The 18,536-nt window shown below is 67.4% G+C and carries 4 protein-coding genes; 1 reads left to right on the forward strand and 3 read right to left on the reverse strand.

Annotated elements, in window-relative coordinates; all coding sequences use genetic code 11:
• Window positions 1–87: 87 nt before the first annotated feature.
• Window positions 88–1,344, forward strand: coding sequence for a cytochrome P450 (locus AB0J47_RS06895; RefSeq protein WP_364341421.1), 1,257 nt, complete (start codon window positions 88–90; stop codon window positions 1,342–1,344).
• A 98-nt stretch (window positions 1,345–1,442) separates the two neighbouring features.
• Here AB0J47_RS06895 and AB0J47_RS06900 read toward each other — a convergent pair whose 3' ends face one another.
• The 3 genes from AB0J47_RS06900 to AB0J47_RS06910 all read right to left on the reverse strand — a co-directional run bounded on the left by AB0J47_RS06900 (window position 1,443) and on the right by AB0J47_RS06910 (window position 18,154).
• Window positions 1,443–2,807 (reverse strand): wax ester/triacylglycerol synthase domain-containing protein, encoded by a 1,365-nt coding sequence (locus AB0J47_RS06900; protein ID WP_364341423.1) that lies wholly within the window; start codon window positions 2,805–2,807, stop codon window positions 1,443–1,445.
• Between the two features lie 325 nt (window positions 2,808–3,132).
• Window positions 3,133–4,065: an aldo/keto reductase gene (locus AB0J47_RS06905; protein WP_364341425.1), complete on the reverse strand. Its 933-nt coding sequence runs from the start codon at window positions 4,063–4,065 to the stop codon at window positions 3,133–3,135.
• A 10-nt stretch (window positions 4,066–4,075) separates the two neighbouring features.
• Complete coding sequence (locus tag AB0J47_RS06910; RefSeq protein ID WP_364341427.1) at window positions 4,076–18,154, reverse strand: amino acid adenylation domain-containing protein; 14,079 nt, start codon at window positions 18,152–18,154, stop codon at window positions 4,076–4,078.
• Window positions 18,155–18,536 lie beyond the last annotated feature (382 nt).

Below are 18,536 nucleotides of genomic sequence, written 5' to 3' on the forward strand. Positions count from 1 at the left end.
CCGTTGACGGGCCACCGCGTCGATCCCTACCATCGGTTGTAAGCACTCGCTTACATCAACCATCCGCCATCGCGGAAGGGAGTTCAGATGAGGGCAGCATCGCGCAGCGATTCCATGAGGGGTGGCAGCCGGGCGACGGGTGAGACCGTCGACCACGAGGTGCGCAGCTTCCCCTTCAGTACCCCTATACGCCTGGATATGGATCCGCTCTTCGCGCGGCTGCGCCAGGAAGAGCCGATCAGCCGCATACGACTCCCCTACGGCGGTGAGGGCTGGCTGGTCACCCGCTATGAGGACGTCAAACAGGTACTCGCCGACCCGAGATTCAGTCGGGCGGCCGCGGTCGAGCGCGAGGATATTCCGCGCACCACACCGGAACCCGCGCGCCGCGATTCGCTGCTGAGCATGGATCCACCGGAGCACACACGGCTACGCAAGCTCGTGGTCAAGGCGTTCACCGGCCGCCGAGTGCAGGCATTGCGCCCGCGCGCCCAGCAGATCGTGGACGAGCGGCTCGACGACATCGAGCGATTCGGCCCACCCGCGGATCTGGTGCAGCTGCTCGCGTTGCCGCTGCCGGTCACCGTGATCTGCGAAATGCTCGGTGTCCCACCGCAAGACCAGCACCGATTCCGAGATTTCTCCGATACGGTGCTATCCACCACCGCACACACCCGCGAACAGATCAGCGCCGCACGCGCGGGCCTGGAGGCATACCTCACCGAACTGGTGGCGCAGCGTCGCGAAGAGCCGACCGACGACCTGCTCGGCGCATTGGTCACCGCGCGCGACGAGGAGGACCAGCTCAGCGAGGCGGAGTTGGTCAACCTGGGTATCGGCTTGCTCATCGCTGGCCACGAGACCACGGCAAATCAGATCGCCAACTTCACCTATGTACTGCTGACCGAGCCCGAACACTGGAAATTGCTCTGCGGCAGACCGGAACTCGTCCCGAACGCGGTGGAAGAACTACTGCGTTACGTCCAATTGGGTTCGGGCGGTTCGTTTCCCAGAATCGCCACCGAGGACCTCGAGCTGGGTGGGGTCGATATCCGGTCCGGTGAGTCGGTATTCGTCAATACCCAAGCCGCCAACCGGGACGAGACGGTTTTCGACGACCCCGAAGACCTCGACCTGACCCGAGAACGCAACCCGCACGTGGCCTTCGGACACGGCGCGCACCACTGCCTCGGCGCGCAACTGGCCAGGGTGGAGCTGCAAATCGCGCTCGGATCACTGCTGCGACGGTTCCCGACCCTGCACCTCGCCGTACCGGTGGACGAGGTGCCGTGGAAGTCCGGCCTTCTGGTGCGCGGACCGAAGGCCCTGCCGGTGGCCTGGTAGGCACGTTCGTCTCCGACCAGGTCTTGTCTCGAAGTGGTAGGGCACCCAATCGGTGCGCGGGAACATCCCGAGGCGACAGCTGCCCGGGCTGCGAGTCGTTACTGCGACTGTCCGAGGGCGGCCGCGACTTCGTGGCACGACTCCCGCAGGAGGTCGCAGTAATCGTCCAGGTCGGGGACGATCGCCGGATCGCATGCCACGGATACGGTGAAGCTGTCGCCGGCGCCGACGAACGAATGTGCCAAACCGATTTCCGGATACACCGGCGGCAGCATGCCGGCGAAGCGAAATGGCTTGCCCGACAACGACCATGCGGCGGTCGGCTCGCACCTGATACTGGTCAGGATCGTGTGCGCGTGCGCAGGCGCGTCCGGATCGGCGGGCCCGAAAGTTCCGAATCGCGCCCGGTAGGTGCGGCTCGGCAGCAGGTCGATGAGTGCGAGACGGTTGAGTTCCCTGCGGCTCGACGCCGAGTGGCGGCGCGCCCGGAGCGTGGCGTCGATCGCCCGCGCACGAGCGGCGAGGTCGGGTTCCGCCGCTGCCAGGGCGACAGCATCGGCACCGACACGATTGACCCCCATTACCGGCGCGTCGGGAACCGCGACGGTCACCAATACCGCGAGATCGTCGGGACAGCTGCCATCCCGTTTTTCGAGATAGCGCTGCAATGCGTGCGATATCGCCGTCAAGCCGACCGACGTCACCGTAACCCCCTGCGCACGAACGAGGCTCAGCTCCAACGGGATCGTCCGCATGGCGCGTCCCGGCCCGATCCGGCGGTTGAGCCGGGTGGAGGAAACCGGTGGAACGTTCGGTCCGCTGTCGTCGTTTTCGCGGGCGATCCGGCGCATCTCACGTCGGACGCGGACATTGAAACGCAGCGCCTGCAACGGCCAGCGCAGCGCACCCGCCACGGCGGCGAGCGCGGGGCGCGGGCGCTGGGTGGCGGGACCTTGCCCCTCGATCCGCAACGGCACCGTGGCGAACAACGCCTCCGACAGCGATGTCATGGCCGGACCCGCCATCAGCGCATGACTGACATGCATCAGCACAACGGTGCCCACGCCACTCAGCGTCGCGAGACCGGTGACGTTCGGAAATACGTGGAGCTGCCAGGCCATGACCCGAGCGTCCAGCGGTTGCTCGAGAATGCGCCCGATCTCGTCCTGGCACTGTGCCCAATTCAGTTGTGCCGCAGCATGAGTGACGATGTGGGTGTCGACCGGACTGTCGTCGACCACCCAGAACGGGTGCCCGAGCCCGCCGGGCACCTCCTCGATCCGACGGCGCAGCGGTTCGAGCAGTTCGGCTCGTTCGCCGAAGTGGTCGGCGATATCGGCAGCGGTCAGCGGCGCTTCGCCGTTGTCGAATATCCACCACATCGGCCAGTCGGTGACCCGGCCGGAGCGGGCCAAGTAGTAATAGGCGGCGTCATTGGCCACCAGTTGTGCTTCGTACATCATGCTGCTCTCGTCGATCCGATTGCTGCACTATGCCATCGGTCAGTGGCCATCACGTCTGCCGGAATCGAAATCGGGTGTCGGCGCTCACGACCCAAGTCCCGGGTCTCCGGCCGATTCCCCGGTACCCGGCCGATTCCCCGAGGTCCCTCGCCGCCTCTCCGGGGTCCCTCGCCGCCTCTCCGGGGTCCCTGGCCGGACTCCCCGGGTCCCCGGACCCATTCGCCGGGTTCCTGGCCGCGTCCCCGGGGCTCCGGCCGCGTCCCCGGGCTCCGGCCGCCTCCCGAGTGTCCCGTCCGCATTCATTCGGCAGCGGACCCGGCGCTTCTCAGCTACGCGACACTTTCGGCAGCAGGGAACGCCAACCCCGCCCGCCTCCCCCCGATGCCGGGGTGCTCACCGCGGACAGTGCGGCGAATTCATCGTCGGTAAGTGTGATGGTGGCCGCAGCGGTGTTCTCCTCGAGATGCGCCACGCTGGAGGTGCCGGGAATGGGCAGGATGACCGGCGAGCGGCGCAGCAGCCACGCGAGCGCGAGCTGGGACGGGCTGGCATCCTCGCGCACAAGGGAATCCAGCGGACCACCCGGACGCGCGAGATCGCCGGTCGCCATGGGGAACCACGGGATGAAGGCGATGTTGTTCGCCTCGGCGTATTCGAGCACGTCCTCCGCACTGCGGTTGGTGAGGTTGTACTGGTTCTGGACCGAGGCGATATCGGCGATCTTGCGCGCCTTGTCGAGCTGAGCGACGGTCACCTCGGACAGGCCGATATGCCGGATCTTGCCCTCTTGCTGCAGCGACGCCAGCTCACCGAGCTGATCGGCGAGCGGCACCTGCGGGTCGATCCGGTGCAGCTGGAAGAGATCGATGCGGTCGACACCGAGATGACGCAGGCTCAATTCCAACTGCTGGCGCAGATATTCGGGGCGACCGATCGGCACCCACTCGCCGGGACGGGGCCGGGCCAGCCCGGCTTTGGTGGCGATGACCAGCTCGTCCGGGTACGGGTGCAGCGCCCGGCGGATGAGAGTTTCGCTGACGAACGGACCGTAGGAATCCGCGGTATCGATGAGGGTGATACCGAGCTCGACGGCACGACGCAGCACACGCACGGCCTCGTCCGGGTCCTTCGGGTCGCCCCACACACCGTCACCGGTCAGCTGCATCGCGCCGTAGCCCAGGCGCGCGACCGGTAGGTCACCACCGAGGGCGAAGGCGCCCGAGGCGGCGGCGGGACGGGACTGGGCTTCGGCGGTCATACTTTCCTCTCTACAGCTGAACGTCGCTCGGGGCGGGGAAGAAACCCGCATCGATGAAGGACCTGACATAGGCGTCCAGGGCCTCGGCATCGATGGGCGGGCAGTGAATACCGTACTGCGCCAACTCGAGTCGGGTATTGGTGTCCTCGACCGTGGCCGCGGCCCCGCCGTAGTTGCCGCTGACCAAGGCGGCACGCACCAGCGAATCGTCGCCGGTCGCGTCGCGCGCCGCCGCTTCCTCGGCCAGCTTGGTCGCGATCTCCTCGATCGATGCGATCTCGATCGGAATCCCGTTCCTGCGCAGGGATTCGAAGATATCGCCGATCGCCACCGGCAGGGTGTTCACCAGGTGATAGGCCGCGCCGACCGGCGGCTGATCCGCCAGCGCGACGATGGCGCCCACCACATAGTTCACCGGCACCAGCGACATGGTGGCGTCGCCGACATCCGGGGCGAGTCCGAGAATGGCGGCCGCCCGGATCATGTTCCAGAACGAGTCGTCGACGCTGTTCACCCCGAGCCGCGGATCACCGGACACAGTGCCGGGACGGTAGATGCTCACCGGAACACCGCGCTCGCCGGCCTGGCGGATCAGTTGTTCGGCCACCCATTTACTTGCCACATAACCGTTTCCGGATACCTCGCCCACAGGCACTCGAGCATCCTCACGGGCGACGAAATCCGGTGCGGGCGCATTCGGAATCACGGCGTTGACCGTGGAGACGAAGTGCACCGGTTTGATCCGACCGGTGGTCGCCAGCCGCAGCACCTCACGGGTGCCCGACACATTGGCGGCACGCAACCGCGCGTACGGCTCGATGTGATTGACGCGAGCTCCATTGTGGTAGATCGTGTCGATCTGCTCCGCGAGCCGGGCCCAGTCGGACTGGTCGAGTCCGAGTCCGGGTGCGGCCAGATCGCCTGCGACAGCGACGATCCGACCCTGATAGGCATCATCCCAGATCCGGTACAGCTGCATGGCGCCGCGAATTCGCTTGTAGGCGCGCTCGCTATCGTCGCCGCGCACCAGGCACCAGACCGTTGCCGCGGTACTGGACAGCAGTTCCCGGAGCAGATGCACGCCGACGAATCCGGTTGCGCCGGTGAGCAGTACGTCGCGCGGGGCCTCGACCCGAGCCGGTGCGAGACCCGCAGCGTCGATCTCCGGTTCGAGCACCGCGTCGGTGGTGATCGTCGCGGTGTCAGTGCCCGGGAGCACGGCCGCGGTCTCGTCCGGATTGTCGAGTCGAGTGGCCAAGCCGCGCACGGTAGGCGTGGTGAACAACGCCGCCATCGGCACGTCGATGCCGAGGCGGGTGGCCAGGGCCCGCTGCAAGGTGAAGGCGAGCAGCGAGGTACCGCCGAGATCGAAGAAATCGTCCTCGGCTCCGGCCCGAGCAATGCCGAGTACTTCGGCGAAAACCTCGGCTACGGCGCGCTCGGTGTCGGTCGCCGGTGCCACGAACTCGCGGGCGCGCAGGACCGGCCGCGGCAGCGCGGCCCGATCCAGTTTGCCGCTGCTGTTCACCGGGAAGGATTCGAGCACCATGATGGCCGAGGGCACCATATAGCCCGGAAGCACGTGCGCCAGCGATTCGCGCAGGACATCGGCATCGAGCTCGGTTACGGGCACCGCATAGGCGACCAGCTGATCGCCGGTCTCCGACTTCGCCACCACGACGACGGCCTGGGCGACGGACGGATCCGCCAGCAGCGCGGCCTCGATCTCCCCCAGTTCGACCCGATGGCCACGGATCTTCGCCTGGAAGTCCGTGCGCCCCAGATATTCCAGTACTCCGTCGGCACGGCGGCGCACCAGATCACCGGTCCGGTACATCCGGGCGCCGGTCGGGCCGTATGGGTCGGCGACGAACCGATCCGAGGTCAGGTCGGCACGGCCGAGGTAGCCACGCGCCAATTGGCTTCCCGCCAAATACAATTCGCCGACGACACCGGCGGGTACGAGATGCAGCCGGGAATCCAGGACGTAGGTGCGGGTATTCCACAGCGATACACCGATCGGCACCGTCAACCGGTCGTCGATCGACGCGGGCCGATATGTCACCGATACCGCCGCCTCGGTGGGGCCGTACAGGTTGTGCAGTCCGGCATCCGATAGCGCGGCGAAATCGGCGACAGTATTGGGCGGCAAGGCCTCACCGATGACGAAAACCGCACGCAGCGAGGCCAATTGCTCCACCACAGCAGCCGCCAGGAAGACCTGCAGTACCGATGGAACGAAATCGGTGACCGTCACCCGGTGGGTGGCGATCAGCTCGGCGATATAGCCCGGATCGCGCTGTCCGTGCGGTGCGGCGAGCACCAGCTGAGCGCCGACCCACAGCGGAGCGAAGTAGCCCCACAGCGATACGTCGAAGGTCGTCGCCGTCTTCTGCAGATAGACATCCTCGGGACCGAACCCGTACTCCGCCACCATCCATTCGATCTGGTTGGTGATCGCGCCGTGCGAGACCATGACGCCCTTGGGCCGACCGGTCGAGCCGGAGGTGAACAGCACATAAGCCGGATGCTCGGCGTGCAGCGGCGCACGCAGCTCGCCGAAATCGACCGGCTCACCGGAGTATTCCGACAACTCTAGAGTGTCGATATCGATGACGGGAACTCCCGTGACGGGTACCGAATTGCCGTCGGTCGTCAGCACGCAGATCGGCTCGGCCGTCGCCACCATGTACCCGATCCGGTCGGCCGGATGATCGAGATCGAGCGGCAGATACGCGCCGCCCGCGGTCAGCACCGCATACATCGCGACAACCAGCTGCGGTGAACGCGGTATCCCCAGCGCCACAACGGATTCGGGACCGACACCCTGTGCGATCAGGTGCCTGGCGAGGCGGTTGACACGCTGGTCGAATTCCCGATAGGTCCATGCGGTCTCGTCGTGCACGACGGCCACCGCATCCGGTGTGCTCGCCGCGGCACGGCGATAGCCGGTGAGCAGGTAATCCGCCGATACCGGATGCGCCGTGTCGGCCGCATCCGAGAGCAGCGCGGCGCGTTCGGTCGCCTCGGTCAGATCGACCTCGCCGACCACCACGCCGGGATCACCGGCGATGGCGGTGAGCAGGCGCGCGAACCGGTCCACGAAACCCTGCACGGTGGCGGGGTCGAACATATCGGCGGCGTAGGTGACCATGCCGCCGATACCCAGCGGCGTGCCCGCCTCGTCGTAGGCGTCACCGATATACCAGTGCAGATCGAACTGCGATACCTCGACGCCGACATCCAGGCTCGCGACCGTCAGCCCCGGCAGTTCCAGTGCGACGCGGTCCAGGTTCTGGAACGACAGCCCCACCTGGTACAGCGGATGCCGCGAGGGCGAGCGCACCGGGTTAAGCACAGTAACCAAGCGCTCGAATGGCACATCCGAGTTCGCGAACGCCTGCAGATCGGTCTCCCGCTGCCGTGCGAGCAGTTCGGTGAATCCCGCGCCGCCGTCGTATCGGGTTCGGAATACCAGGGTATTGATGAACATGCCGATGAGGTCGTCGAGCACGGCATCGCCACGCCCGGCCATCGGCGTACCGATGGCGATATCGTTCGTCCCGGACAACCGCGCCAGCAGCACAGCGAGTGCGGTATGCACGACCATGAACACTGTGGCGCCCTGCGCGCGCGCCAATTCGGCCAACGCGCTGTGGGTTTCGGCGTCGATCCGCACCGACACCTGACCACCGGCATAGGAGCGCACCAGCGGTCGCGGCCGATCCGAGGGCAGGTCGAGCTGGTCGGGCAATCCGGCCAGTTCCTGCTGCCAATACCCGATCTGCTTGGCCGCCAAAGACTCCGGATCGTCCTCGGCACCGAGCAGTTCGCGCTGCCAGATGCTGTAGTCGGCGTACTGCACCGGCAGCGGGGCCCAATTCGGCGCCTGTCCGGCGCTGCGCGCCACATACGCGGTCATCAGATCGCGGGCCAGCGGGCCGATCGACGAACCGTCGCCCGCGATGTGGTGCACGACCATCGCCAGCACATATTCGCGCCCGTTCGCGCCGTCGCCGAGGTCGAACAGGCTGACCCGGACCGGCACCTCGACGGTGAGATCGAAGGCGGTTCTGGCCAACGTGGCCACCGCATCCACGATTTCGGCCGGGTCGATGCGCTGCACCAGCATCGGCGGAATCGCCTGCGCCGGGGGCAAGATCACCTGCACCGGGCCCGCATCGATCGGCGGATATACCGTGCGCAGAATCTCGTGACGAGTCACCAGATCCCCGATCGCCGCCCGCAGCGCCTGCGTATCGACGGCACCGCTCAGGCGCACCGCCATCGGCACGTTGTAGGCCAACGAGGAGGTATCCAGGCGGTTGAGGAACCACATGGCCTGCTGCGCCGCCGACAGCGGAATCCGCTCCGGCCGCGGACCGGCGATCAGCTCCGGACGGTCGCTTCCGGCCTCGTTCTCACTCAGCCGGGCCGCGAGCGCGGAAACTGTCGACGCCTCGAACAGCAGGCGTACCGGCACCCTGGTATCGGATGCGGCGCCCAGCCGCGCCGCCAGCCGGGTGGCGATCAGCGAATTGCCGCCCAATTCGAAGAAATCGTCGTCGGCGCCGACCGGTGTCGCGGGCGCGAGCAATTCGGTGAATACGCTCGCGACCAGCTCTTCCCAACGGCCGGACGGCGCACGGTATGCCCTGGTGTGCAGCACCGGCGCGGGCAGGGCGGCCCGGTCGAGTTTGCCGACCGGGGTCAGCGGAATCTCGTCGAGCACCATGACGGTGGTCGGCACCATATGCGCGGGCAGGCTGTTCGCGGCGAATGCGGTCAGCTCGTCGGCATCGGCCGCCGCACCGGCGGCGGCATGCACATAGGAAACGAGAATTGTTGCACCGCTGGCGATTTCGTGTCCGATGGTGACCGCGAAGTCGACTGTTTCGTGCGCCGCGAGCACGGCGTCGATTTCGCCGAGTTCGATGCGGAAGCCGCGGACCTTGACCTGGAAGTCGTTGCGGCCCAGATATTCCAGCGCACCGTCGACCGTTCGGCGGACCAAATCGCCGGTCCGGTACAGCCTGGCGCCGTCACGATCGAACGGATTGGCCACGAACCGGGCGGCGGTCAGCGCGGGGCGCTCATGGTAGCCGCGGGCCACCTGCGCACCGGTGATGTAGAGCTCCCCGACGGCGCGATCCGGCACCGGCGAGAGCCGCTCGTCCAGTACGTACTCGGTGATGGCGCGGATCGGTCCGCCGATGGTGACGGTCTCCCCCGGCACCAGCGGCGCGCTGATATTGGTCATGATCGTGGTCTCGGTCGGCCCGTACCCGTTGTAGAACTCACGGGTACGCCGCCCGGCGATCGGAATCGTCCAGCGCCGCACCAGCTCCGGTGGGCAGGCTTCGCCACCGGCGATGACGACGCGGAGCTTGTCCAGGCCCGCCGGGTCCACGGACGCCAGCGCGGCGGGCGTGATGAACGCATGCGTCACCCGCTCCCTGCGCAGCAGGGCAGCCAGCTCGTCGCCGCCGTAGACCGTCGGCGCGGCCACCACCATGGTCGCGGCGCCACCGATGGCCAACAGCAGTTCCAGCACCGACGCGTCGAACGACGGCGATGCGAAATGCAGTGTGCGCGAACTGCTCGTCACCCGGTAACGCTCGCGCTGTTCCTCGCAGAAACTCGACAAACCGGCCTGCGTGACGACCACACCCTTGGGCTTACCGGTCGAGCCGGAGGTGTAGATGACATAGGCCGGATGTGCGGCGCGCAACGGCCGCAACCGATCCGCATCGGTCACCGGATCGGCACCGTAGTCGTCGAGCCGCCGATCGATATCGTCGGCATCGATGGTCAGCCACTGCACCTCATCGGGCAGGTCGGCGGCGATATCGGTGACCGTAAGTCCCAGCACCGCACGCGAATCCGCGATCATGTGCCGGACCCGCTCGGCGGGATAGTTGGGATCCACCGGAACGAATCCGGCACCGGTCTTTGCGATCGCCCACACCGCGAGCACGGACTCCGGCGAGCGCGGAATGCCGATCGCGACCAGATCCTCCGGGCCGATGCCACGGTCGATCAGCAGTCGAGCCAGCCTGCTCGAACGCTCGTCGAGGTCGACGTACTCCCATTCCGCCAGCTGTTCGGCGGCATCGGCGAAGATCACCGCGACGCCGTCCGGATTGGTGTCAACGGCATCGGCCAACAGCTGCGGCAGCAGCTCGAGCTGTGCGGCGGGGCCCGGTTCGGTGGTCCGCGCGGGGGCGGCCAGTGCCCGGTCCCGTTCGGCCTCGTCGAGGATGTCGATGGCACCGACGATTACCTGCGTATCGGCGGCGACCGCGGCGAGGATCCGCTCGAATCGGCGGCCCAGGCCCTGGATGGTGGCTTCCTCGAAAAGGTCTGTCGCGTAGGCGAAGCCGATGACCAGCTCGCCCGGCGTGCCATCATCGTGCCGGCGCGCTTCGACGATCACCTGCAGGTCGAATTTCGCGACTATCTCACCGGTATCGACGGCCGAGACGGTCAGGTCGGGCAATTCCAGTGTCGGCTGCTCGATGTTCTGGAACGACAGCATCACCTGGAACAGCGGGTTAGCCGAGACGGCCCGGGCGGGCAGTACCTCCTCGACCACCCGCTCGAACGGGATCTCCGCATTGGCGAAGGCGGACAGATCAGTCTCGCGGACCTGCTCGACGAACGCCGCGAACGGGGCATCGCGATCGACATCGGTTCGCAGGGTCAGCGTATTGACGAACATGCCGACCAAGTCGTCCAGTTCGGCCGAACCGCGACCCGCGATCGGCGTGCCGATCGCGATATCCGAGCCGCCGGACAGCCGCGCGAGCAGCGCGGCCAGCGCGGCATGTACGACCATGAACAGCGACGAATTGTGCTGGCGCGCAAGGTCGGCCAGGCTGGCGTGCACGTCTGCGGGCACGGCGAATTCGGTCGCCGCACCGTGCATCGATGCCTGCGCCGGACGTGGACGGTCCAGCGGCAGCCGCGCGGTTTCACTCACACCCGCCAGCTGTCGCCGCCAATACACCAATTGCTGTGCGGCAATGGAATTCTCGTCGTCCTCGGTGCCGATGACCTCGCGCTGCCAGAGCGCGAAATCGGCGTACTGCACCGGCAGCGGAGCCCAACCCGGGGCGATCCCCGCGGTGCGCGCCAGGTAGGCGGTCGCCAGATCCCGTGCCAGCGGTGCCAGCGAGACGCCGTCCGCGGAAATGTGATGCGTGACGAGGACGAGTAGATGCTCGTCGCGGGCGGGGTCCGAGAACAGCCGGATGCGCACGGGCGGATGTTCGGTGACATCGAATCCGGCGGACAACAGTGCCGCGACCCGCTCCGGATCGGCGGTCGTTTCGACCTCCAGCCCGTTGGGCAGCGTTTCGGCCACCGACAGGATGTCCTGGCGCGGCGTCGCGTCCGGACCGTCGACCGGGAACCGCGTGCGCAGCGCCTCGTGCCGCTCCAGGACATCGGCGACGGCCGCGCGCAGTGCGGGTACGTCCAGATTGCCCGTGAGCCGGATGGCGAAGGGCAGGTTGTAGGAGGGAGACTCGGTATCGACCTGGTTGAGCACCCACATCCGATGCTGTGCCAGCGACAGCGGGATGCGCTCCGGGCGCACGGCCGGGGTCAACGGCGGCCGATCCGCGTTCTCGGAATCCGGCACGATGCGCCCAGCCAGGTCGGCGACCACCGGTGCGTCGAACAGCGTGCGCACCGGCACCCGCGCGCCCAACGCCGCACTCAGCCGGGCCACGACCTGGGTGGCGACCAGTGAGTTGCCGCCCAGGACGAAGAAGTCGTCGTCGGCGCCCACCCGGTCCACACCGAGCACCTCGGCGAACACACCGGCGACGATCTCCTCGAGCGGGGTCGACGGCGCACGGAATTCCCGGCCGGCCAGGGTCGGCCGTGGCAGCGCCTTGCGGTCCAGCTTGCCGCTGGTGTTGAGCGGGAACTCGGCCAGCTCCACGATCGTGGCCGGAACCATGTATTGGGGCAGCGTGCCCGCCAGCGCGGCACGCAGCGGCTCCACCTCGAGGTGTGCGCCGGGCGCCGGGACCGCGTAGGCCACCAGCTGGTCGCCGAGTTCGGTGGGCACCACCAGGACGGCCGCCTGGCTCACCGACGGCTGCGCCAGCAGCGCCGCCTCGATATCGCCGAGTTCGATGCGCTGTCCGCGCAGTTTTACCTGGAAGTCGGTGCGGCCCAGGTACTTCAGGACACTCGGCGCGCTCCAGGCCACCAGGTCCCCGGTCCGGTACATCCGCTCGCCCGTTCCGAACGGGTTGGCCACGAACCGATCCGCGGTCAGATCCGCGCGTCCGAGATAGCTGCGGGCCAGCTGATCACCGGCGAGGTAGAGCTCACCGGTGACCCCGGCGGGCACCGGCCGCAGGCGCGAATCCAGCACATACAGGCGGCTGTTCCAGACCGGCGATCCGATCGGCAGGCCGCCCTGGTCGTCGACGGTCGCGAGCCAGGTGGTGACGGCGACCGCGGTCTCGGTCGGTCCGTACACGTTGAGCACCGACGCCTCGCAGACCGCGCGCACCGCGGCCACGGTCTCCGCGGGCAGCAGCTCGCCGCCGACGATGATGTGCCGCAGCGTGGGGATCGCACCGGCGGGCGTATGGGCGGCGAACACCGCGAGCATCGACGGCACGAAGTCGGTGACGGTAACCTGCTGCGCCGCAATGGTTTCGGCGATATACGTGGCGTCGCGATGGCCGTCGGGTGTGGCCATCAGCAGCTTGGCGCCGAGCCGCAGCGGAATGAAGTAGCCCCACATCGAGGCGTCGAAGGTGAAGGCGGCCTTCTGCAGGTACACATCGTCGGCATGCAGCGGATATCGGGACTGCATCCAGGCCAGATGGTTGCCGATCGCCCGGTGCGAGACCGCGACGCCCTTGGGCCGTCCGGTGGAGCCGGAGGTGAACAGCACATACGCCAGGCTCTCCGGGCGCACCGGCCGCAGCAGCTCCCCGGCCGCCAGCGGGGTACTGGCGAATCCGTCCAAATCCGCGGTGTCGATGTGCAGCAACGGAATTCCATCCGGCACCGGCACGGCGTCCGCGGTCGTGGTGAGCACGCACACCGGCCGCGCCGCCGTCAGCACGTGCTCGACGCGCTCGGCCGGATGATCCGGGTCCACGGGCACGTACGCACCACCCGCGGTGAGGACCGCGTACATGCCGATGACCAGATCCAGCGAGCGCCGGACCGCGAGGCCGACCAGCGATTCCGCGCCGACACCCTGCGAGATCAGCAGGCGGGCAAGGCGATTCACCTTCTCGTCGAGTTCCCCGTAGGTGAGCTCGGCGCCCTCATAGGCCACCGCGACTCGATCCGGATGCGCTTGAACCGCTCGGCGGTAGCCGTCCAGCAGCAGCTCCGGTTCGACCGGATGCCGGGTGTCGTTCCAGTCCAGCAGGACGCGATCCCGCTCGGCCTCGGACAACATGATGTCGATATTGCCGACCCGTACCGCGGGATCGCCGAGCAGTGCCTCCAATACCCGGGTCAGCCGGGCGGCAAGGGATTCCACCTCATCGGCACGGAACTGTTCGCCCTGATACTTGTACGTCAGCTCGAGCGTCGCGGTCGCGGTCACCAGTAGCGTCAACGGATAGTGCGTATCGTCGCTGGTGCCGACGCCGGTCACCGACATGCCGTCGATGGAACTGGCGGCAGTGATGGCGTCCCGGTCGATCGGGTAGGACTCGAAGACCAGCAGGGTGTCGAATTGTGCTCCGGCACCGGCGATCCGCTGAATATCGGCCAGACCCAGGTAGTGGTGGTCGAGCAGCGCGGCCTGCTCGCGCTGCAGCGACTGCAAGAACTCGCCGATCGCCAGCCCGCCGTCGATCCGCACGCGCACCGGCAGCGTATTGATGAACAAGCCCACCATCGACTCGACGCCGGGCAGCTCGGCCGGACGGCCGGACACCGTGGTGCCGAACACCACATCGCCGCGACCGGTGAGCCGTCCGAGCAGGATGCCGAGGGCCGCCTGCACCAGGGTGTTCACGGTGACGCCGAGTTCAGCGGCCCGCTCGGTGATCCGGCGGGTGCGGTCGGCGTCGATCTCGGTGACCACCCTGCCGATACCTCGGCCTTCGGCCGCGCGCGGTTGGGACGCAAGCTGGGTCGGCTCGTCCACACCGGACAGCGCCTGCGCCCATGCCCGCTCCGAATCCGCCTGATCACGGCCCGCCAGCCAGCTCAAGAAGGTGCGGTAGGAAGGCACCCGCGGCAGCGCGGACCGATCGCCCCGAGTCGCGTAGAGCACCAGTACATCTCGCATCAGCAACGGCATCGACCAGCCGTCGAGCAGGATGTGGTGGGAGGTGACCACCAGGTGCCACTGCTGTTGTTCGGTGCGGTACAAGGCAAACCGAATCAGCGGCGCCACCGACATGTCGAAGCGGGATTCGCGATCCAGCGCGACCTGCCGTTTCAATTCCGCCAACCGCTCGGACTCGGGCAGCTGCGTCAGATCCACCGAACGCCATGGCATTTCGACCCGGTCCAGGACCACCTGCACGGCGTGGCCGCCGGCACCGGCGACGAACGCGGTCCGCAAGTTCGGGTAGCGGTCCAGAATGGCCTGAGCCGCTGCCCGCAGTCGCTCGACCTCCACGTCGCCACTCAAGTCCACGACAGTTTGGGTGGTGTAGACATCGACGCTCGACTCGGTGAGCAGGGCGTGGAACAGCAGCCCGGACTGCAATGGCGCGAGCGGCCACACATCCGACAGTGCCGGGTAATTCCGTTCCCACACTTCGATATCCGACTGGCCGACCGTGACCAACGGCAGATCCGAGGGCGTCAGGCCACCGGCATCCGGATGCCGCGCGTGCTCGGCCAGCGCGTGCAACGCCGCGACCCACAGGTCGGCGAACTCCTGTGCCTTTTCCCGGGGCAACAGCCCGCGCGGGAAGGCGAACGACGCACCCAGCTGCGGTCCGTCCGCGCCGTCGGTGACAATCGCGTTGATGTCGATCACGCCGTTCGCGGGCATATCCGGATCCATCTCGGCATCCAGCTGCCCCAGATCCCCGACCGGCACCCACCCCAAGGCGCCGAGCTGCGCCGGGATCTCTCCCGTCGACACTCGACCCAAGTAGTTGAAGCTGATCTGGGGTGCACCGCCCAGTTCGGCGGCGGTCTCCGGGTTCAGATAGCGCAGCAGGCCGTAGCCCAGGCCCTTGTCCGGGACCGCGAGCAGCTGCTCCTTCACCGATTTCACGATGTCGCCCAAGGCTTTTCCGCCCGCGAACGCCTCGGCGATATCGGCGCCCGCGAGATCGAGCCGAACCGGGAAGGCGCTGGTGAACCAACCGACCGTCCGCGACAGATCCGCACCGGGAACGAGCCCCTCTTCGCGGCCGTGGCCTTCCAGCTTGACCAGCGCGGTACCGCCGGCACCTTCGCCACGCCACTTGCTCACCGCCAGCGCCAGCGCCGTGAGCAGGCCGTCGTTGACACCACCGCGATACCGGCCCGGGATCGCGGTCAGCAGCGCATCGGTCACCTCGGCAGGCACCGTCACCTCGACGCGATCGACGGTGCCGAAGGTGTCCACCGCGGGATCGAATGCGCGCGCTCCGAACAGCGGGTCTTCGGTACCCGAAACCTGTTGCCAGAACGGCAGTTCCGCGACCCGCACCGGATCCTGCGCCGCGTCGCGCAGGGCGTGCGCCCAGCGCCGCATCGAGGTTCCGTTGGCGGGCAGCGTCACCGGCTGCCCCGCCGCCAGCTGCGACCAGGCCATCGCCAGATCCGGAATCAGAATCCGCCAGGACACTCCGTCGACCACGATGTGGTGCGCGACAACCAGCAAGACATCACGACGGCGACCGCCCTGCGGGAAAGCGAACCAGACGAACTGCACCATCACCGCATTCGCCGGATCGAGTCGGCCAAGCGCCGCGTCGTACTCGACGCTCGCGCGCCGCGACAACTCCGCATCGTCGATATCGGCGGGCACCTCGACCCGATGCACCAGCGCGTCGACGTCGACCGCGCCGGTCTCCAGGACCTCGAAGGTCCGGACGTTGTCCGAGGTGGCTTCACGCAACCGAGCGCGCAGCATGTCGTGGTGGTCGAAGACCGCGCCGATGGTCGCGACCAGGGTCTCCCGGTCGATACCGTCGGGCAGCCGCAGCGCCATCGTCTGCGAGAACCGCTGATAGGACGAGTCGCTGGGCAGCATCGCCGCCATGATCGGCAGCAACGGCAGTTCGCCCACCCCGCCACCGGGCAGTTCTGCCAGCCGCTGCTGCTCCACCGCATCGGCCGAGGCGGCGATCTCGGCCAAGGCCGCGACCGTGCGATGTTCGAAAACCTCCGCGGCGGTGAAGACGACACCGCGCGCCTTGGCCCGCGAGACCAGCTGGATCGACAGGATCGAATCGCCACCCAATGCGAAGAACGAGTCGTCGCGACCGATGCGCTCGACCCCGAGCAATTCGGCGAATACCTGGGCGATGATCTCCTCGACCGGCGTCTCCGCCGCGCGGAACTCACGGGGCGCGAAGACCGGCTCGGGCAGTGCCGCGCGGTCGAGCTTGCCAACCGGTGTCAGCGGGATCTCGTCCAGCACCACGAAGGCGGCCGGAATCATATATGCGGGCAGCGACTCGCCGAGGAATTCGCCGAGCCCCTCGGTGTCCACGTCGGCCCCCGCCGTCGGTAGCACATAGGCAACCAGCGCGGTCGCCCCCGACGGCAGCGTCTTGCCGAGGGTTGCCGCGAAGTCGATATCCGGGTGACCGGTGAGCGCGTTGTCGATCTCGCCGAGTTCGATGCGGAAGCCGCGAATCTTCACCTGGAAGTCGGAGCGACCCAGGTACTCGATGACGCCGCCCTCTTCGGTGCGCCGCACCAGATCTCCGGTGCGGTACAGCCGCGCGCCCGGCGTGCCGATATCGGCACCGAAGGGGCTGGCCACGAAGCGCTCCGCGGACAGGCCAGGCCGCCCGAGATATCCCTGTGCCAAAGCGGGACCCGACAGATACAGTTCGCCGATCACCCCGGCGGGCACCGGGCGCAATCGTGCATCCAGGACGAACGCACCGATGCCCGCGATGGCCGAGCCGATCGTGATGGGCTCGCCCGGCGCCAGCGGTGGGGTACTGGTGGCGAGAATCGTCGCCTCGGTGGGCCCGTAGCCGTTGTGGAACGCACGTTCGCCCGCCCAGCGGCCGACCAGCTCCGGCCCGAACTTGTCACCGGCCACCACGACGACCCGCAGCTCGTGCAGACCGTCCGGATCCACCGATTCCAGGGCGGCCGGGGTGATGAGCATGTGGGTGACGCGCTCGCGTCGCAGCAGATCCGAGAGTTCGGTCCCACCGAATACCGATGGCGGCGCGATCACCAATGTCGCACCGGAGGAAAACGCCAGTAGGAGCTCGAGCACCGAAACGTCGAAGTTGGGCGAGCAGACGTGCAGGACCCGCGACTCCCCGGTCACCGCATACTGTTCGCGCTGCGCGGCAACCAGGCCGGCCAGGCCGCCGTGCGAGACCACGACTCCCTTGGGCCGTCCGGTCGAGCCCGAGGTGTAGATAACGTAGGCGGGGTGGCGCTCGTCGAGCCGACGGACCCGGTCGGCGTAGGAGATCGGATGGGCCGGGCGTTCGGCGATGCGCCCGGCGTGTACCGGGTCGTCGAGTTCGATCCAGTCCACAGTCGCGCCGAGCACCGGCCGATATGCCGTAGTGGTAAGCCCTAGGACGGCACCGGAATCGGAGAGGATGTGCGCGATCCGGTCCGACGGGTATCCGGGATCCACGGGCACGTACGCGGCGCCGGTCTTCGCGATCGCCCACACCGCCAGCACGGATTCGATGCTGCGCGCGATACCGATCGCCACCACATCGCCCGCGCCAACGCCGTGTTCGATGAGTTCGCGCGCCAAGCGCGAGGACAACTCGTCGAGTTCGCGATAGGTCAGCTGTTTATCATCGGACGGATCGCCCGAAGGGTTGAACCGGATGGCGACGGCGTCGGCGGCGGACTCCACAGCGGCGGCGAGCAAATTCCCGAACAGCAGACCGACTCGGCGACGACTACCGCGTGCGGAACGACGATCCCTTGCCATTTCCGGTATTACACCTCTCACCTATTGCGCGCCTAAAGACCGCACCCGCATAATGGAACGCACATACTTCACTAACGAACCGCTCTACTGCCGCGAGTCAAGCGTTCGAGTTTACAAGAGCGAACTCGTCCCATATCCCCATGCGCGGGAATCTGTTACGACATTCGCCCGAGAAGCGCGATCGACTTCACAACACGGCCTTCAACAGCCTAGGTGACGGTCGGCCACCACGTTTCCGCACCAGATCGCAACCCCCGAATCAGTAGACGATCGCTATCACAGCAATAGCCCCGACCACCTGCGATCGGGTCAGCCAGGACTAGTGGACGTGATTTCCGCGACATTTTCGCGAAAGCAGACTCGACGGCGACAGTAGACGTGA

Origin of the sequence: Nocardia sp. NPDC049737, assembly GCF_040674755.1 — a bacterium.
Lineage (GTDB): Bacteria > Actinomycetota > Actinomycetes > Mycobacteriales > Mycobacteriaceae > Nocardia.